The 21385-nt window shown below is 70.5% G+C and carries 19 protein-coding genes; 4 read left to right on the plus strand and 15 right to left on the minus strand.

Annotated features, from left to right (window positions below; all coding sequences use genetic code 11):
* Nucleotides 1–13: 13 nt before the first annotated feature.
* The 10 genes from ABD648_RS07505 to ABD648_RS07550 form a co-directional block, all read right to left on the minus strand.
* A complete protein-coding gene (locus tag ABD648_RS07505; RefSeq protein WP_282214341.1) occupies nucleotides 14–1474 on the minus strand; it encodes an ABC transporter permease in 1461 nt (486 codons plus the stop codon).
* Nucleotides 1471–2232 carry an ABC transporter ATP-binding protein gene (locus ABD648_RS07510; RefSeq protein WP_282214342.1) on the minus strand — a complete coding sequence of 254 codons (762 nt, stop codon included), beginning with the start codon at nucleotides 2230–2232 and terminating at the stop codon, nucleotides 1471–1473. Before ABD648_RS07510 ends, ABD648_RS07505 begins: the two co-directional genes overlap by 4 nt.
* 169 nt (nucleotides 2233–2401) lie before the next feature.
* Nucleotides 2402–3037 carry a response regulator gene (locus tag ABD648_RS07515; RefSeq protein ID WP_282214343.1) on the minus strand — a complete coding sequence of 212 codons (636 nt, stop codon included), beginning with the start codon at nucleotides 3035–3037 and terminating at the stop codon, nucleotides 2402–2404.
* Nucleotides 3034–4221: a sensor histidine kinase gene (locus ABD648_RS07520; protein ID WP_282214344.1), complete on the minus strand. Its 1188-nt coding sequence runs from the start codon at nucleotides 4219–4221 to the stop codon at nucleotides 3034–3036. The genes ABD648_RS07515 and ABD648_RS07520 overlap by 4 nt, the downstream gene beginning before the upstream one ends.
* Nucleotides 4222–4280: 59 nt before the next feature.
* On the minus strand, nucleotides 4281–5072 hold the full coding sequence (locus ABD648_RS07525; protein WP_282214345.1) for a class I SAM-dependent methyltransferase: 792 nt from the start codon (nucleotides 5070–5072) through the stop codon (nucleotides 4281–4283).
* 5 nt (nucleotides 5073–5077) lie between these two features.
* Nucleotides 5078–6157, minus strand: a complete 1080-nt coding sequence (locus tag ABD648_RS07530) for an AAA family ATPase (RefSeq protein ID WP_282214346.1) — start codon at nucleotides 6155–6157, stop codon at nucleotides 5078–5080.
* A gap of 24 nt (nucleotides 6158–6181) precedes the next feature.
* Nucleotides 6182–7342, minus strand: a complete 1161-nt coding sequence (locus tag ABD648_RS07535) for an AMP-binding protein (RefSeq protein WP_282214347.1) — start codon at nucleotides 7340–7342, stop codon at nucleotides 6182–6184.
* A 16-nt stretch (nucleotides 7343–7358) separates the two neighbouring features.
* Nucleotides 7359–8285 (minus strand): 1,4-dihydroxy-2-naphthoyl-CoA synthase, encoded by a 927-nt coding sequence (locus ABD648_RS07540; RefSeq protein ID WP_282214348.1) that lies wholly within the window; start codon nucleotides 8283–8285, stop codon nucleotides 7359–7361.
* 83 nt (nucleotides 8286–8368) lie between these two features.
* Nucleotides 8369–9361, minus strand: coding sequence for a permease prefix domain 1-containing protein (locus tag ABD648_RS07545; protein WP_282214349.1), 993 nt, complete (start codon nucleotides 9359–9361; stop codon nucleotides 8369–8371).
* Nucleotide 9362: 1 nt separating this feature from the next.
* Nucleotides 9363–9695 (minus strand): PadR family transcriptional regulator, encoded by a 333-nt coding sequence (locus ABD648_RS07550; RefSeq protein WP_282214350.1) that lies wholly within the window; start codon nucleotides 9693–9695, stop codon nucleotides 9363–9365.
* A 150-nt stretch (nucleotides 9696–9845) separates the two neighbouring features.
* Here ABD648_RS07550 and ABD648_RS07555 point away from each other — a divergent pair, with 150 nt between their 5' ends.
* Nucleotides 9846–10823 carry an o-succinylbenzoate synthase gene (locus ABD648_RS07555; RefSeq protein ID WP_282214351.1) on the plus strand — a complete coding sequence of 326 codons (978 nt, stop codon included), beginning with the start codon at nucleotides 9846–9848 and terminating at the stop codon, nucleotides 10821–10823.
* A 6-nt stretch (nucleotides 10824–10829) separates the two neighbouring features.
* On the opposite strand, the gene ABD648_RS07560 is transcribed toward ABD648_RS07555, so the two are convergent.
* Nucleotides 10830–11468: a TetR/AcrR family transcriptional regulator gene (locus tag ABD648_RS07560; RefSeq protein ID WP_282214352.1), complete on the minus strand. Its 639-nt coding sequence runs from the start codon at nucleotides 11466–11468 to the stop codon at nucleotides 10830–10832.
* A gap of 131 nt (nucleotides 11469–11599) precedes the next feature.
* Between ABD648_RS07560 and ABD648_RS07565 the strand changes: the two genes are divergently transcribed.
* The 3 genes from ABD648_RS07565 to ABD648_RS07575 all read left to right on the plus strand — a co-directional run bounded on the left by ABD648_RS07565 (nucleotide 11600) and on the right by ABD648_RS07575 (nucleotide 16981).
* Nucleotides 11600–14371 (plus strand): MMPL family transporter, encoded by a 2772-nt coding sequence (locus tag ABD648_RS07565; protein WP_282214353.1) that lies wholly within the window; start codon nucleotides 11600–11602, stop codon nucleotides 14369–14371.
* Nucleotides 14368–16251, plus strand: a complete 1884-nt coding sequence (locus tag ABD648_RS07570; protein WP_282214354.1) for a YhgE/Pip domain-containing protein — start codon at nucleotides 14368–14370, stop codon at nucleotides 16249–16251. Before ABD648_RS07565 ends, ABD648_RS07570 begins: the two co-directional genes overlap by 4 nt.
* Before the next feature lie 139 nt (nucleotides 16252–16390).
* Nucleotides 16391–16981 carry a 2'-5' RNA ligase family protein gene (locus ABD648_RS07575; RefSeq protein ID WP_282214355.1) on the plus strand — a complete coding sequence of 197 codons (591 nt, stop codon included), beginning with the start codon at nucleotides 16391–16393 and terminating at the stop codon, nucleotides 16979–16981.
* 116 nt (nucleotides 16982–17097) lie between these two features.
* Here the strand turns inward: ABD648_RS07575 and ccsB are convergent, their stop codons facing one another.
* Genes ccsB through ABD648_RS07595 form a run of 4 tightly spaced genes read right to left on the minus strand, consistent with a single transcriptional unit; the run spans nucleotide 17098 to nucleotide 21342 of the window.
* On the minus strand, nucleotides 17098–18075 hold the full coding sequence (gene ccsB, locus ABD648_RS07580) for a c-type cytochrome biogenesis protein CcsB (RefSeq protein WP_282214356.1): 978 nt from the start codon (nucleotides 18073–18075) through the stop codon (nucleotides 17098–17100).
* A 4-nt stretch (nucleotides 18076–18079) separates the two neighbouring features.
* Entirely contained in the window at nucleotides 18080–19837 is a 1758-nt protein-coding gene (gene resB, locus ABD648_RS07585) for a cytochrome c biogenesis protein ResB (protein ID WP_282214357.1), read from the minus strand.
* A gap of 28 nt (nucleotides 19838–19865) precedes the next feature.
* On the minus strand, nucleotides 19866–20660 hold the full coding sequence (locus tag ABD648_RS07590) for a cytochrome c biogenesis CcdA family protein (protein ID WP_282214358.1): 795 nt from the start codon (nucleotides 20658–20660) through the stop codon (nucleotides 19866–19868).
* A gap of 16 nt (nucleotides 20661–20676) precedes the next feature.
* Entirely contained in the window at nucleotides 20677–21342 is a 666-nt protein-coding gene (locus ABD648_RS07595) for a TlpA family protein disulfide reductase (protein ID WP_282214359.1), read from the minus strand.
* Between the last annotated feature and the right edge of the window lie 43 nt (nucleotides 21343–21385).

Consider the following 21385-nt stretch of genomic DNA (forward strand, 5'->3'; position numbering starts at 1 on the left):
CAGCCTAGAGGCGTCAGTCGGCGGCGAGCGCCTCGACCGGGGCCACTCGGGTCGCCAGTCGCGTGGGCGTCGCCGCCGCCACGAGAGTGAGCACAGCGGTGGCCACGACGATGATCACCACCGGGATCCAGGGGATCTGCGGTGCGACGAGTCCGGCCGGCGTGAACTCCGGCAGGGTCGGCACCGAGCCGAGCAGCGACTGCGCCGCGATCCACCCGTAGACGACGCCCAGGACGAGCCCGGTCAGAGTCGCGGTGACCGTGATGTGCGTCGCCTCGAGCAGCACCATCGTCCGCACCTGGGCGTTGGACAGGCCGATCGACCGCAGGAGTCCGAGCTCCCGGCGACGCTGCACCACGCCGATCGTGAGGAGATTGACGAGTCCGACGGCCGCGATCACCGCCGAGACGGCCACGAGCACCATCATGATCGAGGCGAACGCGTCGAACGGGGCGAAGAACTCCTCCGGGATCTCGCCCGTCACCTGGCTCATCATGAGACGCTTCGCGGACTCCAGCGCGACGGCGAACATCGTCACCAGCGTCACGCCCATGACCACGCCGATCGCCATGCGCGAGGAGCGCTCCGGATACCGCAGCGCGTTCTCCGCGGCGAGACGGGCGGTCGCGCCCGACCCGAACAGGCGGCCGACCAGACGCAGCACCGGCGGCATGAACATCACGGCCCCGAGGACGAGCCCGGTGAAGGAGAGGATGCCGCCGAGGAAGGCCACGACGACGCCGAGAGGACTCACCAATCCGATCACCACACCGGCGGCGAGCAGCACGGCACCGGCGATCACCAGGATCCAGGACCCGATGTGCCGACCCGCCTTTCCCGAGACCTCGTCGTGCGTGCGCTCCACCGAGCCGCCGAGCGCCTGCAGCGGCGTCACGGAGAGCACCCGGCGCGAGCCCGCCCATGCGGCCGCCCACGTGGTGAGCGCGACGCCGATCACCGGCAGCGCGATGAACGGCTGCGCGAGCGAGAAACCGGAGGGGTCGTTGTCGAGGAACTGCGCGCCGATCTGCACTCCCACAGCCGCCAGCACGAGTCCCGCGAGCAGGCCGATGCCGGCGCCGAGCACGCCGACGATGAAGCCCTGTCTGCCGACCTGCGCCCGCTGCGAGCGCGCGGTCGCACCGATCAGGCGCATCAGCGCGATCTGCCGGGTGCGGCCGGCGATGATGGTCGCGAACGTGTTCGCGGTGACGATCGCGGCGACGTACATCGCGACCGCGGTCAGCAGCACCGACAGCAACCCCACGATGAACGCGAGCGTGCCGCTGTCGCCGATGAACGGATCGGCCTGCAGCACCGCGCCGATGTACGCCGTGACCTCGACGAGGATCACGCCGAACGCCGCCGACAGGGCGGCCACGAGGATGCTCGCTCCCATCCCCCGGTCGCGGAGCCAGCCCAGGCGAGGACCGGTCGCTGCCGTCTCGGGGACGACGGTCGCGACGGCGGTCATGCCGCCACCTCAGCGGCGAGCATGTACGCGGAGATCTCCTCGGCGGTCTGCCGCGGGTGGTCGGCGACGATCCGGCCGTCGCCCAGGTAGAGCACGCGGTCGGCGTGACTCGCGGCGATCGCGTCGTGCGTGACCATGGCGATCGACTGGCCGTGCTCGCGACTGGCCGAGGCGAGCAGCTGCAGCACCTCGCGCCCGGTCTTCGAGTCGAGATTGCCGGTCGGCTCATCGGCGAACACGAGGTCGGGGGCTGTCGCGAGCGCCCGCGCGATCGCGACGCGCTGCTGCTGTCCGCCGGAGAGCTGATGCGGTCGGTGGTTCAGGCGGGAGCCGAGTCCGAGTGAGTCGATGAGCCCGTCGATACGAGCTCGCTCGATCGCACTCGGACGGCGCCCGTCGAGCTCGAACGGCAGCATGATGTTGCCCAGCGCGTCGAGCGTCGGCACGAGGTTGAAGGCCTGGAAGATGAACCCCACGCGGCGGCGCCGCAGGATCGTGAGCTCGAGGTCTCCGAGGCCCGTGATGTCGGTGTCCCCGATCCAGGCTCGTCCTTCGCTGGGGCTGTCGAGCCCCGCCATGATGTGCATGAGCGTGGACTTGCCCGAGCCGGACGGGCCCATGATGGCGGTGAACTGGCCCCGGCGGATGCCGACGCTCACATCGTCGAGCGCGCGGACCGTCCCCTCACCGGAGCCGTAGGTCTTCTTCAGGTGCTGGACGCGGGCGGCGAGCCCGAGGTCGGTGGTCGTGATCTCCATGACACCGACGCTATTTTCCGCGACCGTCCCGGCGCGTCGCCCGGAGGAGGCATCCGCGTACATCGGAAGGATGATCGTCTTCCCTCGCCGAGCCGCCCCTTTGTGTTCGAGCCAGCCCTCTTTGAGCGGTCGCAAGGGGGCGGCTCGTACCGAAAGGGGCGGCTCGGCGTCAGGCGAGTCCGTGCTCGAAGGCGAACACGACGAGCTGCACCCGATCGCGCAGCGCGAGCTTGGTGAGGATGCGGCTGATGTGCGTCTTCACCGTGGCCTCGCTGAGGTACTCGCGCCCGGCGATCTCCGCGTTCGACAGGCCCCGCGCAGCGAGCGCGAAGATCTCCCTCTCGCGGTCGGTGAGGTCGGCGAACTGCGGGGGCACCGGTTTGGGCGCTTCGGCGAAGTGCTCGAACAGATCGCGCGTGGCGGATGCCGCGATGACGCTGGACCCGGCGTGCACCGTGCGGATCGCGGCGAGCAGGAACTCCGGGTCGGCGTCCTTGAGCAGGAAGCCGCTCGCTCCCTGCCGGATCGCCCGGGCCGCCGCCTCGTCGAGGTCGAACGTCGTGAGCATGACGATGCGCGGCGGTTCGGGACGCGCGAGGATCTCCGCCGTCGCGGTGAGCCCGTCCATGACCGGCATCCGGATGTCCATGAGCACGACGTCGGGCCGGCTGGAGCGCACGACCTCGAGCGCCTCCTGGCCGTTGCCCGCCTCGCCGACCACCTCGAGGTCGGGTTGCGACGCGACGAGCATGCGGATGCCAGCGCGGAACAGCGCCTGATCGTCGACGAGGACGACTCTGATCATGCCTGCTCTCCTCCCTGGCCGATCGGGAGCGAGCCGTGGACGACGAACTGCGCCCCTCGGCGTTCGGCTTGCAGACTACCGCCGACGAGCTGCGCCCGTTCGCGCATGCCGATGAGCCCGTGACCGCCGGGAGCCGCGGATGCTCCGCCAGACACCGTGTTGCGCACCTCGATGTCGACGCGCTCGGGAAGCCAGGCCAGGTGCACGTGGACGGTGCCGTCGCCGTGGCGGATCGCGTTCGTGAGCGCCTCCTGGAGGATGCGGTAGACCGCCAGCTGGATCGATCCCGGCGGCTCGCCCGGAGGCATCGGATCGACCGTGACGAGGGGTTCGACGCCGGCCTGGCGCACCTGCGCGAACAGCGCCTCGAGGTCTGCGAGCGTCGGCTGCGGTCCGTCGCCCTGACGGTGACGGAGCTGCGTGAGCAGCATCCGCACGTCGCTCAGCGCGCCGCGGGCCGTCGAGGCGATCGTGCCGAGCGCCTCGGTGGCCATCTCGGGCTTCGTCGCGGCCGCATATCGGGCGCCGTCCGCCTGCGCGATGACGACCGCCAGCGAGTGGGCGACGATGTCGTGCATGTCGCGCGCGATGCGCACACGCTCCTGCTCCTCGGCGGCGAGCGACTCCGCCTGCAGCTGTGCGGAGCGGGTGCGCCGGGCACGCAGCACGACACGCCAGAGCAGACCGCAGACCCACGCGAATCCCAGGGCCAGCACCGAGACGATCAGGAGCAGCGTTCCCGCGGTGACCTTCTCCCAGCCGGTGCCGGGGCCGAGGGCGACGCCGTTCACGAAGACCATGTACAGCGCGGCGATGAGCCCGCCGACCAGCGCCGATCCGAACCCCCACCAGAGCACCCGCCTGGTCCCCCAGGCGGACGTCGCGTACAGCACGAGCAGGATCGCGAAGTCGATCGGCAGCGGGCCGAAGCCCGCCAGCATCTGCACGGCCGCACCCGCCCAGGCGGCGGCGAGCGCGAGTCCCGGGGCGAGTCGGCCGATCGCGACGCCGCCGAACATCAGGAAGCCCGCGACGGCCACGGCTGCGACCGCCACGCCGTTGATGGCCTGGTTCCCCGTGCCGGGGCCGTAGAACACGACCGACATCGGCGTCAGGACGAGGAAGAGCAGCGCCGCCCCGACGATGTCGAGGATCAGCGCCGTGCGGGAGAGCGGGCGGATCACTCCCCCACGCTACGCGAGCGCCTCAGCACCGGCATCCGCCTCGAGATGTATCCCTGCGCCTACGCGCGGGCGAGGATCTCGCCGTGCGGAACCAGGTACCACCCGTCGCCGTCGTCGGCCCAGCGCTTCCAGGCATCGCTGATGTCGCGGAGGTCGGCCGGGGTCGCCATCCCGCTGTCGACGAGCTGGCGCGCGAGGGCGGACTCGAGGATCCGATCGGCCCACATCCCGCCCCACCACGCGCGTTCGGCAGGTGACGCGTAGCACCAGGTGGATGCCGTCGCCGTGACGTCCTCGAACCCGGCGGCGCGCGCCCAGGACAGCAGGCGGCGACCGGCATCCGGCTCCCCGCCGTTCGCACGGGCGGCCTCGCGGTACAGCGCGAGCCAGCGGTCGAGTTCGGGCAGCACGGGGAACGACAGGAAACCGGCGTAGTCGGCGTCGCGCGCCGCGACGATGCCACCGGGGACGGTGACGCGACGCATCTCGCGGAGCGCCTGCACCGGATCGCCGACATGCTGCAGCACCTGATGCGCGTGCACGACGTCGAAGGAGTCGTCCGGGAAGCTCAGCGCGTGGACGTCCTCGACCGAGAAGTCGAGATTCGTGAGGCCGCGCTCGGCGGCGAGGCCCTGCGACAGCGACAGCGCGGACTCATCGATCTCCGTGGCCGTGACATGGGCGACCACGCTCGCGAAGTCGACCGTGATCGAGCCGGGGCCCGCGCCGACGTCGAGGAGGCGGGTCGTCGCCTCGAGGTGCGGGCGGAGATAGGCCGCAGAGTTCGCGATGTTCCGGATGTTGTGAGAGCGCAGGACGGATTCATGATGTCCGTGGGTGTACAAGGCCATACGGCTCAGTCTGGCAGGTGCGCCCGCACTGCTTCGGCGATCTCGGATGCCGACGACGTTGTCGCGTCGATCATCTGCTCTCCGGCACGCACCGGCGTCTGCCGCTGCCGCACGCCCTGGGCGACGGCGAGGTCGACCGCCTCGGGCGCTCCGTCGAGCAGATCGTCTCCGATGATCCGCGGACCCTCGCCCGTGGTTCTCCGGACGGCTCGCGCGCGCAGGTTCTCGGGGTCCGCGTCGAGCCGGAAGAAGCGGAGATCCGCGTGGGGGAAGGCCTGGCCGACCTCCGCGGGGTCGATCTCGAACGGCGCCGTCACGACGAGGGTCTGCGCCCCCACGCCGGCGAACAGCCCCTGCATCTCCGCGGTGTTCCGCGTTCCGACCGCGCGATGCGCATTCCACGCGAAGCCGAGCTGGGCGACGTCGACGAACCCCGTCCGCAGTCCCTCCGCCCATCGCGCGCTCGCCATCTCCCAGGCGACGCTCGAGGCGCCGGAGCACCGCGGCCCCGTGATCCAGATCACCCGACCCGTCACGTCGTCCTCCGTGCTCGCGGGTGCGGGCACGGGGGCCACCGTCGTCGCCGCAGTCGCGGCATCCGTCCGCCATCGGGCGAGCACGGTGCGCACGGTGTCGTCGACGGCGCTCCCGTCGGTGTCGACGCGAGCCCAAGACGGATGCGCCGTCGCGGACTCCGCCGTTCCGATCGCGACCACCTCGTCGACCTGCCCCTGCGGCCAGCCACGCGGAGCGAGACGCTCCCGCCTCGTCACCTCCTCCGCGTCCAGCCACAGCGAGACCGTCGGGTGCCCGTTCGCCCGGGGCGGGTCCGCCGGATCAGCGACGCCCGAGACGACGAGCCGCTCGACGCGGGCTTCCGCGAAACGTGCAGCGACGCGCTGGAGCGCCGCCTCCTTGAGATCCCAGCGGTCCGGATCGTCGGGTGGAGCGGGGTAGCACATCCCGAGCTGGTCGATGTCGACGTATCCGACGCGCTCGCCGTCGGCCGCCAATCCCCGGGCGACCGCCCAGGCGACGGTGCTCTTGCCCACACCGGGCACTCCGGCCAGTCGCAGCACGTCCATCCGACGAGTCTGGCAGGCCGCGCGTCAGTGGAGCTCGACGACCGCGCGCCGGATCGCCTCGCGGTCCGGCTTGCCGGAGGAGAGCACCTCCAGCTCGTCGACCACGATCAGCCGGGCCGGCCTCGCGTGCTTTCCGAGGTCGTCGCCCACGGCGTCGCGGGCATGCGCGAGCTGCTCCCCCTCGCTCCGCCGCAGGACCTCGCCGCGCGCGACGACGATCACCGACGCCTCTCCCCAGCGCGCATCCTCGACGCCGACGACGACGGCCTGGTGGAGGCCGGGGACGCGCCGCACGATCCGCTCGACGCGGTCGAGGGAGATGTTGATCCCGCCCGACACGATGACGTTGTCGGCACGACCGTGCACGCGCACGACACCGTCCTCCACGAGCCCGAGATCGCCGGTGCGGTACCAGCGGATGCCGTGCTCGTCGCGCACGAACGTCCGTGCGGTCAGCGTCCCGTCGCCGAGATAGCCCTCGGCGAGCATCGGACCTGCGATCCGCAGTTCTCCATCGATCGTACGCACCGTGACCGTCTCGAGCGGCTCGCCGTCGTACACGCAGCCGCCGCTCGTCTCGGTCGAGCCGTAGGTGCGCACGAGGCGGACGCCGAGATCGGCCGCGCGCTCTCGGAGCGGTTCGGGCAGCGACTGGCCGCCGACGAGGATCGCCCGGTACGCCTGCAGGGCGGCGCGCACGGCGGTGTCGTCGGCCGCGTCGAGCAGGGTCGCGACCTGGGCGGGCACGAGGGACGTGAACAGGTCGGGTATGCCGGCGCCCGCCCCGGGAGCCGGACGCAGCATCGCGAGAGTGGCCTCGGCGAAGGAGTTCGGTGAGAAGCGTCCCTCGATCACCGCCGGCTCCGTGCCGGCCAGGATCGAGCGCACCAGCACCTGGAGCCCCGCGACGTAGCCCGCGGGCAGCGCGAGCAGCCACCGCCCGCTGCCGATGCGGATCGCTGTCGCCTCGGCGCTCGCCCGCAGCGCCTCCGCGCTCAGGGAGACGCGCTTCGGGATGCCGCTCGAACCCGAGGTCGCGATGACCGCCGCGATGCCCTCCGGCACCTCCTCGGGCGCGCCGGCGAGCATCCCGAATCCCAGGGCCGGTCCGTCGTCGAGAGCACGCCGCAGCGCGTCGCGGAGCTGCGCCGGATCTTCGGCGTCGGTCGCGATCAGGGCGGTCATGGCGTGTCCGCCGGCCTCAGTAGTGCCAGGGGAACGAGGACCAGTCGGGGTCGCGCTTCTCGAGGAAGGAGTCCCGTCCCTCGACGGCCTCGTTGGTGCCGTAGGCCAGGCGCGTCGCCTCACCCGCGAAGACCTGCTGCCCGACCAGCCCGTCGTCGACCGCGTTGAACGCGAACTTCAGCATCCGGATCGCGGTGGGCGACTTGGTCAGCACGGTGCGCGCCATCTTCAGCGCCTCCTGCTCGAGCTCGGCATGCGGCACGACGCGGTTCACGGCACCGGCCTCATAGGCGCGCTGCGCGGAGTACTCCTCGGCCAGGAAGAACACCTCCCGCGCGAACTTCTGACCGGTCTGGCGGGCCATGTAGGCGGAGCCGTATCCGGCGTCGAAGCTGCCGACGTCGGCATCCGTCTGCTTGAAACGTCCGTGCTCGGCGGAGGCGATCGTCAGGTCGCACACCACGTGCAGCGAGTGCCCGCCACCGGCAGCCCATCCCGGGACGACGGCGATGACGACCTTCGGCATGAAGCGGATGAGACGCTGCACCTCGAGGATGTGCAGCCGTCCGACCCGGGCGGACGCGTCCTTGATCCCCGAGCCCGTCGAAGGGTCGGAGTCGGAGTACTTGTATCCGTCCCGACCGCGGATGCGCTGGTCGCCGCCGGAGCAGAACGCCCAGCCGCCGTCCTTCGGGCTCGGGCCGTTGCCGGTCAGCAGCACCGCGCCGATGCGAGGGTCCTGACGGGCGATGTCGAGCGCACGGTACAGCTCGTCGACCGTGTGCGGGCGGAAGGCGTTGCGCACCTCCGGCCGGTGGAAGGCGATGCGGGCGACACCGCCGTCGTGCGTCACATGCGCGGTGATGTCGGTGTAGTCCTCGGCTCCGGGCGCGAGCACCCATTCGGCGGGGTCGAACAGGTCGGAGACGAATGCGGTGGTCACGGCATCCAGCCTATTCCCCGCCTCCCGGAGAACGACGGAACGCCGCCTTCCCGAGGAAGGCGGCGTTCCGTGCGCGGATGCTGTCAGCTCCGGCGAGCGCGGAAGGTCTTCAGCCACCCGTCGATGATGTCCCATACGACGATGCCGATCGTCACGACCCCGAGGACGACGCTGACCACGCGGAGCACCCCGCCCTGCTCGGCAGCACCGGCGTTCGCGTTCGCGAGGTCGTCGGCATGGTTCGTCGACAGGTAGTCGAGGAACTCGGGGTTGACGAGCTGACCGCTGGCGAGCAGGTACAGCGCGGGAATGGCGAAGGCGATCGCCAGCACGGTGTTGGTCACCGCGAACCCGGTGTTCCAGCGTCCGGCGCGGTAGACGCCGATCGCGAGCAGCAGCTCGGCCGCCATCAAGACGAGCAGCGCCGTCATCCACCAGGGCCAGAGCTCCGGGTTCAGGATGGGCAGTGCGTCGCCGTCGGTGCGGACGAAGCCGCGCAGCGCATCCCACAGGATCGCGGCGCCGGCGAGGACGAGGAAGATGATCGAGCCGATCATCTCCGAGAATCCGGCGCGGGTGTCGTAGATCTCCGGTAGTTGGTCGACGGCCCATCCGGTCTCCGGTACCGGCACGGTCCGCTCCAGGATGGCGAAGACGAGCGTGGTCCAGAAGCCCACGTTGACGATCACCTGGATGATGACGACGACCACCGCGCCGATGGTCTCGCCGATCGTGGCGAACTCGAGGATCTTCGCGATCGTGACGCCGAACGCGGCGCAGGCCGGCACGATCCAGAGGAGCAGCTTCAGCAGCCGCCACCAGACCAGGAAGTAGCGCGGCCCGATCAGGTGCAGCGGGCGATCGGCGTAGCCGGCCGCGAGGACGCCGGGGTCGCCCAGCTCGGTGAGCACAGCGCGCTCCGCGGTCTCCCGAGGCTCGCCCTGCTCGACGCGAGCCTCGACCGCATCGGCGATCGACCCCTCGAGCTCGGCGCGCACATCGGCCTGTGCCGTCGCGGGGAGGCTGCGGATCGTTGCGGTGATGTACCGCTCCGTGAGGGTGGTCTTCGTAGGCATGTCAGTTCTCCTCTGAGGTGAGGGATGCGATCGCCGTCGTGAGGGATCGCCATTCGTCGGTGAGGGTGTCGGCCAGGCGGATGCCGGCCTCCGAGGTGCGGTAGAACTTGCGGGGCCGGGCCTCGTCGGTGTTCCACTCGCTCGTGAGGTACTCCTGCTTCTCCAGTCGGCGGAGCAGCGGATACAGCGTGTTCGCGTCGGTGGCGAAGCCGCGGCGCTCGAGCTCCTCGAGAAGCCCGTAGCCGTAGCCCGCCGACCGCAGCAGCTGCAGGCAGGCGAGCACGATGGTGCCGCGTCGCAACTCCTGCAGGTGTGTGTCGAGCGTCTCGTTCATGAATCACACGTTACTGTGCGTCACACACCATTGTCAATCACACATTGCTGCGCGTCGTTCCCGTGGCGAACGTGGCGGGTGCAACGTCCTTCAACCCGCCACACCTGCCACGGGAGCGGCAGAAGCAGACCCGCGGGGCACAATGGGGACATGCTCCCCCCGCTCGCAGACCTCCTCGCCTCCGCCCGCGTCGTCGCGCTCCCGATGCACACCCGCTTCCGCGGCGTCGACACGCGCGAGGCCCTGCTCTTCGAGGGGCCGGAAGGGTGGGCGGAGTTCTCCCCCTTCGTGGAGTACGAGGACGCCGAGGCCGCGACCTGGCTCGCCGGCGCCATCGACTTCGGCTGGCAGCCGCAGCCCGCGCCGCTGCGCGATCGGATCCCCGTGAACGCGACGATCCCCGCGATCCCGGCGGAGCGCGTCGCCGAGGTGCTCGCCCGCTTCTCCGGATGCCGGACCGCCAAGGTGAAGGTCGCCGAGCCGGGACAGACGCTCTCGGACGACATCGCCCGCGTGCGTGCCGTGCGCGAGGCCATGGGACCGGAGGGCCGCATCCGCGTCGACGCGAACGGCATGTGGAACGTCGACGAGGCCGAACACGCCGTCCACGCCTTGAACGAGTTCGACCTCGAGTACGTGGAGCAGCCGTGCGCGTCGGTGCCGGAACTGGCCGACCTGCGCCGGCGAGTGAAGTACATGGGCATCCCGGTCGCCGCGGACGAGAGCGTGCGCAAGTCGTCCGATCCCCTCGCCGTGGCCCGCGCCCGCGCTGCCGACGTACTCGTGATCAAAGCCCAGCCGCTGGGCGGCGTCACCCACGCTCTGCAGATCGTCACGGCCGCCGGGCTCCCGGCCGTCGTCTCGAGCGCTCTCGACACCGCGATCGGTCTGTCCCAGGGCGCGGCGCTCGCCGCCGCTCTCCCGAACCTGGACTACGACTGCGGCCTCGGCACCGCCTCGCTCTTCCTCGACGACGTCGCGGAACTGCGCCCGGTGGACGGCTCGATCGCCGTCGGCAGGGTCGCACCCGACGACGGAGCGCTCGCTCGCCTCGCCGCCTCCGACGAACGGCGCGACTGGTGGCTGCAGCGACTCGGCCGCTGCCACGAGCTGCTCGCCTCGGCCTGAGCCGACTCAGTCGATGCGGCGCTCGTCCACGACGAGCAGCTGGACCAGGCGGCCGAGCTCTTCGCTGCCGGAGTGACGCAGTCGCTCGTCATCCTGACCGGCCATGGCTCCGCGAACGGTCATCCCCTCCCAGACGATCATGAGCATGCGGGCAGCGACGTCGGCCGGCAGCCGCAGCTTCAGCCGCCCCGCCGCGACGATGTCCTCGACGATCTGCGCGATGCTCGCGACCATCTCGCGCTCCTGCGCCAGGTAGGCGATGCCGAACTGCTCGTCGCGCAGGGCGCGGATGCGGATCTCGCTCATCAGCATCACTCCGAGGCGATCATCGCCCCCGAGTTCCATCACCTGCTGCACGAGATCGATGGGATCGCAGCCTTCGGCGAGCGCGCCCTCGGCGGTCATCTCCTCGACCCTCGTGCGCACGGCGCTGACGTGCACCTCGGCGACGCTGGCCGTGAGCATCAGGAACAGCTCGTCCTTCGATTCGAAGTTCGAGTAGAACGCTCCGCGGGTGAAGCCGGCGCGCTCGCACACGGCTTCGACAGAAGCGCCGTCGAGTCCGACCTCGGCGAAGACCTGTGCCGCCGCCTCGAGGAGCCGGGCTCGCGTGTTCTCCCGACTGCGGGTTGCGGGTGTCGTCATCGAAACCTCCTGACCCTTCACTCTCGCATGATTCACACCCCGCACACAGACTCTGGCGGGCGGTTCACTTTACGATACATCTATGTATTGAATACACCTGTGTATCCAATCGGCATCTCTCGGAGGAACGCGTGTCCACTCTCCTGTCCTCGCTCGGCCGCTGGTCCTACCGGCACCCGTGGCGGGTCCTCGTCTCCTGGCTCCTCGCGCTCGGCATCGCCGGGGCGGGCGCCCTCGTCCTCGGCGCAGGGACGGACAACTCGTTCTCGATCCCCGGCACCGAGTCGCAGGCGGGACTCGAGCAGCTCTCGCGCTCGTTCCCCCAGGTGAGCGGCACCAGCGCGCAGATCATCGTCGTCGCCGCCGACGGCGACAAGGTCACTGACGACGACTATCGCGACGAGATCGAGCAGTCGATCGGCGAACTGGAGGACCTCGACGGGGTGCTCGCCGCGAACTCGCCGTATGACGAGATGGTCAGCGGCATGATCAACGACGACGAGACGGCGGCGATCGTACGGCTGCAGTTCGACGGCGAGTCGACCGACGTCTCCGATGAGACGAAGGATGCGCTGCGTTCCGTGTCCGACGATCTCGGCGCCGAGCTCCCCGACGGTGCACAGACCGCGCTCGGCGGCGACCTCTTCGCCACATCGATCCCCGGCCTGACGCTCACCGAGGCGGTCGGACTGCTGATCGCCCTGCTCGTGCTGATCGTGACGTTCCGCTCCTTCGTCGTCGCCGGCCTCCCCCTCCTCACCGCGGTCCTCGGCGTCGGCATCTCGATGGCCGGCATCTTCGCGGCGACCGCGTTCGCCACCGTCTCCTCCACCACCCCTCTCCTCGCGCTCATGCTCGGCCTGGCGGTCGGCATCGACTATGCGCTGTTCATCATGGCCCGGCATCAGGACCAGGTGCGGGAAGGAGTCGACCCCGAGGAATCCGCGGCCCGAGCCGTCGGCACGGCCGGATCCGCCGTCGTGTTCGCGGGCGTCACTGTGCTCATCGCCCTGATCGGCCTCGGCTTCGCCGGCATCCCGTTCCTCACCACGATGGGCATCGCGGCATCCGTCGCCGTCGCCATCGCGGTCGCGATCGCTGTGACCCTCACGCCCGCGCTGCTCGGCTTCATGAAGGGCAAGGTCGTCGGCCGCCCGCGTCGCGAACCCAAGCCCAAGAAGGGCCAGAAGGTCGCCGCACCGCGTCGCAGGTTCAGCGACCGCTGGGTCGGCGGCGTCACCAAGCATCCGATCCTGGTCTCCGCCGCCGTGGTGATCGGCCTCGGGGTCGTCGCGGTTCCCGCGCTGAGCCTGAACCTCGCGCTGCCCAACGCCGGCGTGCTTCCCGCGAGTTCGGAAGCGCGCCAGAGCTACGATCTCGTCGGCGAGGAGTTCGGGCCCGGATTCAACGGCCCCCTGATCCTCACCGGGACCATCGTCACCTCCACCGATCCGCTCACGCTCATGGAGGATCTCGGAGACGCCGTCGCCGACATCCCCGGCGTGAAGGAGGTCGCCCTCGCGACTCCCAATGAGACCGCCGACACGGGCATCGTGCAGATCATCCCCGAGACCGCACCCGACGACCCCGCGACCGCGGATCTCGTCCGCGAGCTCCGGTCGCACCACGACGAGTGGCTCGACGAGTTCGGCATCGATCTGAAGGTCACCGGCTTCACGGCCGTCGGCATCGACATCTCCGATCAGCTCGGCAACGCGCTCCTGCCGTTCGGCATCTTCGTGATCGGGCTCTCGCTGATCCTGCTCACGATCGTGTTCCGCTCGCTCTGGGTGCCGATCACGGCCGCACTCGGCTACCTCCTCTCGATCGTCGCCGCATTCGGCGTCGTCGGCGCGGTCTTCGAGTGGGGCTGGTTCGCCGACGCCCTGCACGTCGCCAAGGTCGGCCCCATCATCAGCTTCATGCCGATCATCCTGATGGGCGTGCTGTTCGGCCTGGCGATGGACTACCAGGTGTTCCTCGTCTCCCGCATGCGCGAGGATTTCGTCCACGATCCCGCCTCAAAAAGCCCCGACCGCGCGACCCGTCGAGCCGCCGCACTCCGCGCGGTGCGCAGCGGATTCACCGGGTCGGCGAAGGTCGTCACGGCCGCAGGGCTCATCATGTTCGCGGTCTTCGTGGCGTTCGTCCCCGAGGGCGACTCCTCGCTCAAGCCCATCGCCCTCGGTCTCGCCGCCGGCATCGCGATCGACGCCTTCCTCGTGCGCATGACCCTGATCCCCGCGCTGATGGCCATCCTCGGCGAGCGCGCCTGGGAGATCCCGTCGTGGCTGGAGAAGATCCTCCCCCGCGTCGACATCGAGGGTGAAGCCGTCGAGCGGGAGCGCCACCTGGCCGAGTGGCCCGGCGACGGCTCCGTCGTGGCAGCGGACGACCTGGTGATCAGCGCGGACGCGCCGGTCGTCGAAGGCCTGTCCGTGCGCATCCTCGAGGGCGGCGCCGTGATCGCGACCGGAAGCGACGCGCGCACCCGCCGCGCACTGGCGCTCACGATCGCCGGCCGCATCGCTCCGAGCGACGGGCGACTCCGGGTCGCCGGCCACCTCCTCCCCGGCCGCGCGGCCTGGGTGCGCTCGCACGTCGGATGCGTGCTCGTCGACGATGCGGATGCCGCGCTCGCCGATCTCGCCGAAGCCCTGCGGGGCACCTCCGCGGTCGTCGTGATCGACGGACTCGACCGTCTGAGCGGCGGTCAGCGCGACCAGGCGGAGGCGATGCTGCGGGATGCCGCGGCCTCCCGCCCGCTCGCCGTCTTCGCCACCGCAGCCGATGCCGCATCGGCTCGCACCACTCTCGCCGAGGCCGGATGGCCCGCCGCCGAGACTCTCGACACGCGCGCTCCGCGCCGAATCGCCGCAGAATCCACCGAGGTGACCGCATGACACTCCCCATCGAGCGCGCCCGCTCCCGCAAGCCGGTCACCTGGTTGACCATCCTCGGCGTCCTGCTGCTGCCGGCGGCCGTCGGCGGCATCCTCGTCGCGGCGCTGCAGAATCCGACCGAGCGCCTCGACTCCATGACGGCCGCGATCGTGAACCTCGATGAGCCGGTCACGATCGACGACCAGGTCACCCCTCTCGGGCGCCAGCTGGCCTCGGGACTCGTCGAGGGCTCGGACGAGCTGGACTCCAACCTCACCTGGGTGATCTCGAACGAGGACGACGCGAAGGAAGGGCTGGCCGACGGCACCTACCAGGCCGTCATCACCATCCCCGAGGAGTTCTCGGCCGCGGCGACCTCGGCCGGCCAGGCGGTCGCCGCCGGCGGGGGCGACGCGGAGAAGGCCACCATCACCGTGACCACCCCCGACGACGGACTCGTCGCCGACGACCTCATCACGGGTCAGATCGCGAACGTCGCCGCGTCGACCATGGGCACGATGCTCACCGAGGCGACGACGGACAACATCCTCGTCGGCTTCACCACGATCGGCGACCAGATCGGCGAGGCGGCAGACGGCGCCGTCGAGCTCGCCACGGGTGCCCGGTCTGCCGCAGACGGCGCGGCCGCCATCCCCGACGGCGCCACGCAGCTCGCCTCCGGCGCGGACCAGCTCGCCACCGGCGCGTCGTCGTTGGCCTCCGGACTCGACACCATCGCGGGCAAGACGCGCGAAGCCGCCGCCGGCGCCGGGCAGATCGGCGCCGGGCTGACGAGCGGCGCTGCCGCCCTGGAGCAGAACGGCATCATCCCCGCCGACCTGACGGCCGGTGCGGGGAACGTCGCCACCGGAATCCGAGCGCTCGCGACGGCCTGCGACCCGCTCGTCTCGACGCAGAAGTACTGCGACACGCTCGACGAGCTCGCCGGCGGCGCCGAGGGCACGTCGGCCGGGATCAGCGCCGTGGCCGCGCAGGCTCCGGCCACCCTGGCCGCGCAGCTGCGCGAGGCCGGCGCCGGTGCCTCACAGCTCGCGGGCGGGTTGAACCAGCTCGCCGGCGAGGGCATCGACCAGTCCGCGGCCGGCGCGCGCTCGCTGTCCTCCGGTGCGACGCAGCTCTCGGGCGGCGCGACCGAGCTCGCCACCGGCACGACCGAACTCGCCACCGGCCTCGACACCCTCGCGACGGGCACAGGCGACCTCGCCGGCGGTCTGCGCACGGCAGCCGATTCCCTCCCCTCGTTCAGCGATGAGGAATCGACGTCGCTCGCCTCGGTGATCGCCGACCCGGTGTCGACGAACTCCTCGATGAACACGATCTTCGGCCCGACCGCGATCCCGCTGCTCGCTGCCGTGGTGCTGTGGTTCGGCGGCTTCGCGTCCTTCCTCGTGATGCGCGCGCACACCGCCCGCACCCTGACCTCACGGCGTCCGTCCGCCGCCCTGACGCTGCGCGCGTTCGCCCCGGCAGCGCTGATCGGCGCGGCACAGGGACTGCTGGTCTCGCTGGTCGTGCAGATCATCGCCGGCTACGACGCCGCCGCCTGGTGGGCCTTCGCCGGCACGGCGGTGCTCGCCGGCATCGTGTTCGCCGCCGTGAACCAGGCGCTCGTCGCCCTGTTCGGCGGGACCGGGCGCTGGATCGCTGCCCTCGTCGGCGTCCTCGCGGTCGCGACGGGACTCATCTCCACCGTGCCCGACTGGCTCGCCGGTCTCGGCGCCGCACTGCCGACCGCTCCGGCGTTCGCGGGCCTGATCGCAGGGAACGGATCCGCCATCGCGGCGCTGGTCGTCTGGGGTGTGCTGTCGCTCGTCGCGACCACGCTCGCGGTGACCCTGCGCCGCACGACCTCGGCGAAGGCGGTCCTCGCCACCGCCTAGGCGCGCACGCCCCTCCGAGCACCGCACAGCTTCGGAGATCGGCCTCGACTCGCCGAGGATCGCCCTTCGATCACGGCGAGTCGGGCCACAACTCCGAAGCCGTGCCCGGGATCGCACGCGCGCGGCCTAAGCTCGCGTCATGCGCCGACCGTTCATGGACACACCCGATCAGCTCGCCTCGCTGGAGGGGCAGCAGTATCTCGTGCTGCGTCCGACGATCGGCGTCGCCTCGCTCTTCCGAGAGGTGCAGGATGCCGCGCTCGCGCGCTTCGGCGGAGACATCCGGCATCCGCGTACCGAGCACGCCACTCTGCGGGCGTTCGCCGAACCCGATCGCCGGGCGGAACTGGCGGCTCTGATCCGCCGGTGGGCGGCGGACCAGCATCCGATCGAGGTGACGGCCGAGGCCGTCGATGCCTTCCCCGCACCCTGGCAGGTCCTGATCGTGCGCCTCGCCCGCACCGCTTCGCTCGTCTCGGCCTATGCGAGCCTGAGCGCGGCTCTGGAGCACACGGACTTCCAGCGACTCGACGAGCTCAGCGTCGACGACTGGACGTTCCACCTCTCCGTCGTCTACGGCCGGTCACTCGAGCCCGCGGTGTGGGAGGACTTCCGTGAGGCGTCGGTGAGCGAGCTCGGACGCAAGCCCACCGAGACGATCGTCGAGGCGGAACTGGTCTGGTACCAGGACGGCACCGAGCACGCGGAGCTCATCCCCCTCGGCCGCTGAGGCTTGGAAAACCCGGACCGTTCGCGGACGACTGGGCGTGTCCCCGTTCGGCGCGCCGAGGCGACGGCATCCGCTCTGCGTTTCCGAGAGCGAGCGCAAGCCGAATGGAACCGGACTCAGCTCAGGCCCGAGTACGCGTGCAGCCCCTTGAAGAACACGTTGACGATCGTGAAGTTGAAGATCACGGCCGAGAATCCGACGATGGCGAGCCATGCCGAGGGGTTGCCGCGCCACCCGCGGGTCGCACGCGCGTGGATGTATCCGGCGTAGATGACCCAGATCACGAAGGTCCAGGTCTCCTTCACGTCGAAGCCCCAGAAGCGGCTCCACGCGTAGTACGCCCAGATCGACCCCGCGATCAGGGTGAAGGTCCAGAGGATGAACCCGATGATCGTGAAGCGGTAGGCCATGCTCTCGAGCCGCTCGGCGGAAGGGAACGTGCGGAGGAAGCCGGGGCCGGTCTTCTCGGCGCCCTCCGAGACGAGGCGCTCCCGTCGCGACTGCATGAGCTGGATGACCGAGAGGGCGAATGCGAGGGCGAAGAACGCGGTCGCGAGCGACGCCACGAACACGTGGATGACGAGCCAGACGCTCTTCAGCGGGTCCATGAGTGGCGAGATCTCGACGTAGAAATTCGTCGCCGCGAGCCCGAGCAGCACCACGACCAGACCCGTGATGAACGTGCCGAGGAAGCGCAGATCGATGCGCGTCAGCACCACGAGGAAGACCGCGACGATCAGCAGCGTGCCGATCATCGCGAACTCGTAGAGGTTCGCCCACGGCACGCGTCCGGCCGCGATGCCGCGGGTCAGGGTCGCCCCGAGATGGAAGGCGAAGGCGAGCACGGTGAGCGAGGTGCCGATCCGCGCCATCACGAACCGCTGCGGCTTGGCGTCTGCCCCGGATGCCGCACCGGATGCCGCGACGGCCGCTCCCCTGCCGGCGCCGACGAGTACGGACTCGCGGACGGTCTGCGCATCCGCCGAGACCTCGGACCGGCGCGCGAGATCGAAGGCGAACGCCACGAAGGCGGCCGCGTAGATCGCGATCGCCGTCCAGAGCAGGATCGGCGAGATCTCGTTGAGCTCGAGCATGGTGTCAGTCTACTTTCGGGGAATCGGATGCCGGGGGCTGCTGCTCCGTGGACGGATCGGCGTCGTCCTGGGATTCGCGGGCGATCGTGCCGCCCGCCGCGTCGAGCAGACGCGCGTGACCGGCGACGAGGTCGTCGACGGCGCCGGCGAGGGTCGGGTCCTCGCCCCGGGCGAGCGCGGCGTACTCGAGGTTCACGGCGCCGCCGTCGGCCGTGGCTTTGACCCAGACACGGCGTCGGGGGACGAAGAGGGCGATCATGAGGCCCGCGAGGGCGAGCAGCGCGAAGCCGAGCACCCAGGGGCCGGAGTCGTCGCGGTGGATCTGCAGCGACGCGAACCGCTTCACGGACTCGGAGGCGTCGGTGGCCCCCGCCGGCGACTCGTCGTCGAACGTGACGCTGCCGAGGCCGTTCGGGAGCTCGGCCGTCTCGCCCGGCGTGAGCTCGATCGACTCGACGTCGGTGGTGCGTCCGGTCAGCTTGGTCATCCCGGTGGTGTCGAGCACGTAGACCGAGCGAGGGACGCCGTCGTTGATGCCCAGGTCGCCGGTGTAGACGTCGAGGGTGAGCGTCGGGTTGGTCAGGTCGCCGTAGGCGGAGAAGAACGCACCGCTCTCGAGGATGCCCGTCGTCGGATAGAAGAAGCCGACCAGGCCGACCTGCTCCGCGAGCCCGTCCGGGATCTTGAGGACGCCGAGCGACGTCATGTTGTTGTCCTGCGGGAGGAACGGCGTGCTGTTCGTGAAGACGACCTCGCCGTCGGGGTCGCGCACCGTGACGGTCGGGGCGTAACCGTTGCCGAGCAGGAAGACGTCGTCGTCGGCCACCGCGAGGGGTTCGTTGACCTTCACGGCGCCGGTGCGCTCATCGCCCTTCTCCTGCACGGTCATGTTCGCGGAGAAGTCGCCCGCCTGACCGGAGCCGGGCTCGCCGAACGGCTGGTAGGACACATCGAACGAGTCGAGCCGCATCGAGTACGGCGCGAGCGCGTCGTCGCCCACGAAGCGCCCGCGGTTCATCGAGTCGTAGTCGACCAGCGTGTTCGCGAACGTCTCGCCCTCGACGAGCACGCGCTGTCCCGTGTACGAGAACCCGCCGCCGATGCCGACGGTGACCAGCACGCCGACGAGCGCCAGGTGGAAGAGCAGGTTGCCCGTCTCGCGCCAGTAGCCGCGTTCGGCCGACACGGAGAAGGTGCGGCCGCGGTCGTAGCGCTCGACGCGGTAGCCGAGGGCCTTCAGCTGCTTCGTCGCGACATCGATCGACGCGGACGCCGCGGCCTCGGCATCCGACTGGATCCCGGGGCCCGAAGGATCCCGCACCACTGCGCGGTAGTCCTCGAGCCGCTGCAGCCGCGCGGGCGTGCGCGGCGGACGGGCGCGCAGCGCCTTCGCATGGTGTTTGATGCGCGGGATGACGCAGCCGACCAGCGAGGCGAACAGCAGCAGGTAGATCGCCGAGAACCACGGCGACAGATAGACGTCGAACAGCTTCAGCGCGTCGAGCACCGGGAAGAGGTCGGGGTTGTCGCGCTGCCACTGCGTGACGCCGTTCGGGTCTGCCATCCGCTGCGGGAAGATCGAGCCGGGGATCGCCGCGATCGCGAGCACGAGCAGCAGGATCAGCGCGGTGCGCATCGAGGTGAGCTGTCGCCACCCCCACCGGAGCCAACCGACGAGGCCGAGGCGCGGCTGCGTGATCGTGTCGTCGCCGTCGACGTGGTCGGACGGGCGGAGCGGATCGCTGGTGGTGTCGCTGTTCACGGCATCCTTGTTCTTCGTTGCGTCGGTCTCAGAGCGGGAGGATGACACTGCCGATCACCGCCGTCAGCCGCGACATGATGTCGGTCCACAGCCCTGTCACCATCAGGATGCCGAGGACGACGAGCAGCACGCCCCCGATGATGTTCACGACGCGGATGTGCCGGCGCAGGAATCCGATCGCCTTGGTCGCCCAGCCGAAGCCGAGAGCCACGAGCAGGAACGGGATGCCGAGGCCCAGGGAGTAGGCGAGTCCGAGGAAGCCCGCCCGCACGGGGTCGCCGGCGTTGAACGACAGTGCGACGATCGCGGCGAGCGTCGGCCCCATGCAGGGAGCCCAGCCGATGCCGAGCGCGATGCCCAGCAGCGGAGCGCCCGCGATGCCGACCTTCGAGTCGACGTGGAACCGGAACTCGCGCTGGGCGAAGCCGAACAGTCCGAGGAACACCAGCCCCATCGCGATGATGACCACGCCGAGGATGCGCGTGATCAGGTCGCCCCACCGCAGCAGGAAGACACCTGCCGTGCCGCCGAGCACGGTGTAGAGGATGAAGACGATGCTGAACCCGAGGATGAACAGCAGCACCCCGAGCACGAGCCGCCCCCGCGTGGGAGCCTCAGCGGTCGCACGACTGGGCCCCTGAGCCTGTCGAAGGGCGCCCTCCGACGTCACGCCGCGCGGCGCCACAGCACCCCCGAGGAATCCGAGATAGCCGGGCACGAGCGGCAGCACGCACGGGGACAGGAACGACACGAGCCCCGCCAGCATGGCCACCGGGATCGCGAGCCAGAGGGCGCCGGATCCGATGATCGTCTCGGTGTTCACAGCGCTCCCGAGGCGGTCACGTGGTCTCCGCGAGCGCGTCCTTGACGAGCGTGGAGAGGATCGAGGTGCCGTCGATCGGGCCGATGATGCGGGCGGCGACGCGGCCCTGCTTGTCGAGGACCAGCGTCGTCGGCGTGGCGGCGATCGGGGTGACCTCGGCGAAGGCGAGCTTGGCCTCGGCGGTGTCGACGTCGATCAGGCTCGGGTAGGTGATGCCGTACTCCTCGGCGAACGCGACGGCGGTGTCGGCCTGGTCGCGGGTGTTGATGCCCACGAACGAGACGCCGTCGCCCTCGTGCTCCTGCCAGACGCTCTCCAGCGCGGCGGCCTCGACCCGGCAGGGTGCGCACCCCGCGTACCAGAAGTTGACGACCGTGACCTGGCCCGCGAGGTCGGCGCTGTCGAAGGTGTCGCCGGTCTCGGTGACGCCGCCGAAGTCCACCGGCTCTCCGCGCTCGGCCTCGGGGATCTCGACGATCGCACCGTCGGCGGCGACGTAGCCGGTGTTGTCTCCGCTGAGGAAGGATTCGCTGACCGGATCGGGAGCGCAGGCGCTCAAGCCGACGGCGAAGACCGCGGCGAGCGCGACTCCGAGCGCACGGCGCGGGAAGCGCGTGCGGGAGGGGCGGCCGCTGCGGATCGAACCTTCGACGGGCTCGGGGACCCAATTCGCGGATGGCACGATTCCCAGTTTACGTGCGGGTTCCTATGCATGGGGTGGACAG

It is taken from the genome of Microbacterium luteolum, assembly GCF_039533965.1.
In the GTDB taxonomy this organism is placed as follows: domain Bacteria; phylum Actinomycetota; class Actinomycetes; order Actinomycetales; family Microbacteriaceae; genus Microbacterium; species Microbacterium luteolum.

Coding starts and splice junctions, on each gene's coding strand:
- ABD648_RS07505 (WP_282214341.1), bottom strand. CDS start 1,474: ATGACCGCCGTCGCGACCGTCGTCCCCGAGACGGCAGCGACCGGTCCT.
- ABD648_RS07510 (WP_282214342.1), bottom strand. CDS start 2,232: ATGGAGATCACGACCACCGACCTCGGGCTCGCCGCCCGCGTCCAGCAC.
- ABD648_RS07515 (WP_282214343.1), bottom strand. CDS start 3,037: ATGATCAGAGTCGTCCTCGTCGACGATCAGGCGCTGTTCCGCGCTGGC.
- ABD648_RS07525 (WP_282214345.1), bottom strand. CDS start 5,072: ATGGCCTTGTACACCCACGGACATCATGAATCCGTCCTGCGCTCTCAC.
- ABD648_RS07530 (WP_282214346.1), bottom strand. CDS start 6,157: ATGGACGTGCTGCGACTGGCCGGAGTGCCCGGTGTGGGCAAGAGCACC.
- ABD648_RS07535 (WP_282214347.1), bottom strand. CDS start 7,342: ATGACCGCCCTGATCGCGACCGACGCCGAAGATCCGGCGCAGCTCCGC.
- ABD648_RS07545 (WP_282214349.1), bottom strand. CDS start 9,361: ATGCCTACGAAGACCACCCTCACGGAGCGGTACATCACCGCAACGATC.
- ABD648_RS07550 (WP_282214350.1), bottom strand. CDS start 9,695: ATGAACGAGACGCTCGACACACACCTGCAGGAGTTGCGACGCGGCACC.
- ABD648_RS07555 (WP_282214351.1), top strand. CDS start 9,846: ATGCTCCCCCCGCTCGCAGACCTCCTCGCCTCCGCCCGCGTCGTCGCG.
- ABD648_RS07560 (WP_282214352.1), bottom strand. CDS start 11,468: ATGACGACACCCGCAACCCGCAGTCGGGAGAACACGCGAGCCCGGCTC.
- ABD648_RS07570 (WP_282214354.1), top strand. CDS start 14,368: ATGACACTCCCCATCGAGCGCGCCCGCTCCCGCAAGCCGGTCACCTGG.
- ABD648_RS07575 (WP_282214355.1), top strand. CDS start 16,391: ATGCGCCGACCGTTCATGGACACACCCGATCAGCTCGCCTCGCTGGAG.
- ccsB (WP_282214356.1), bottom strand. CDS start 18,075: ATGCTCGAGCTCAACGAGATCTCGCCGATCCTGCTCTGGACGGCGATC.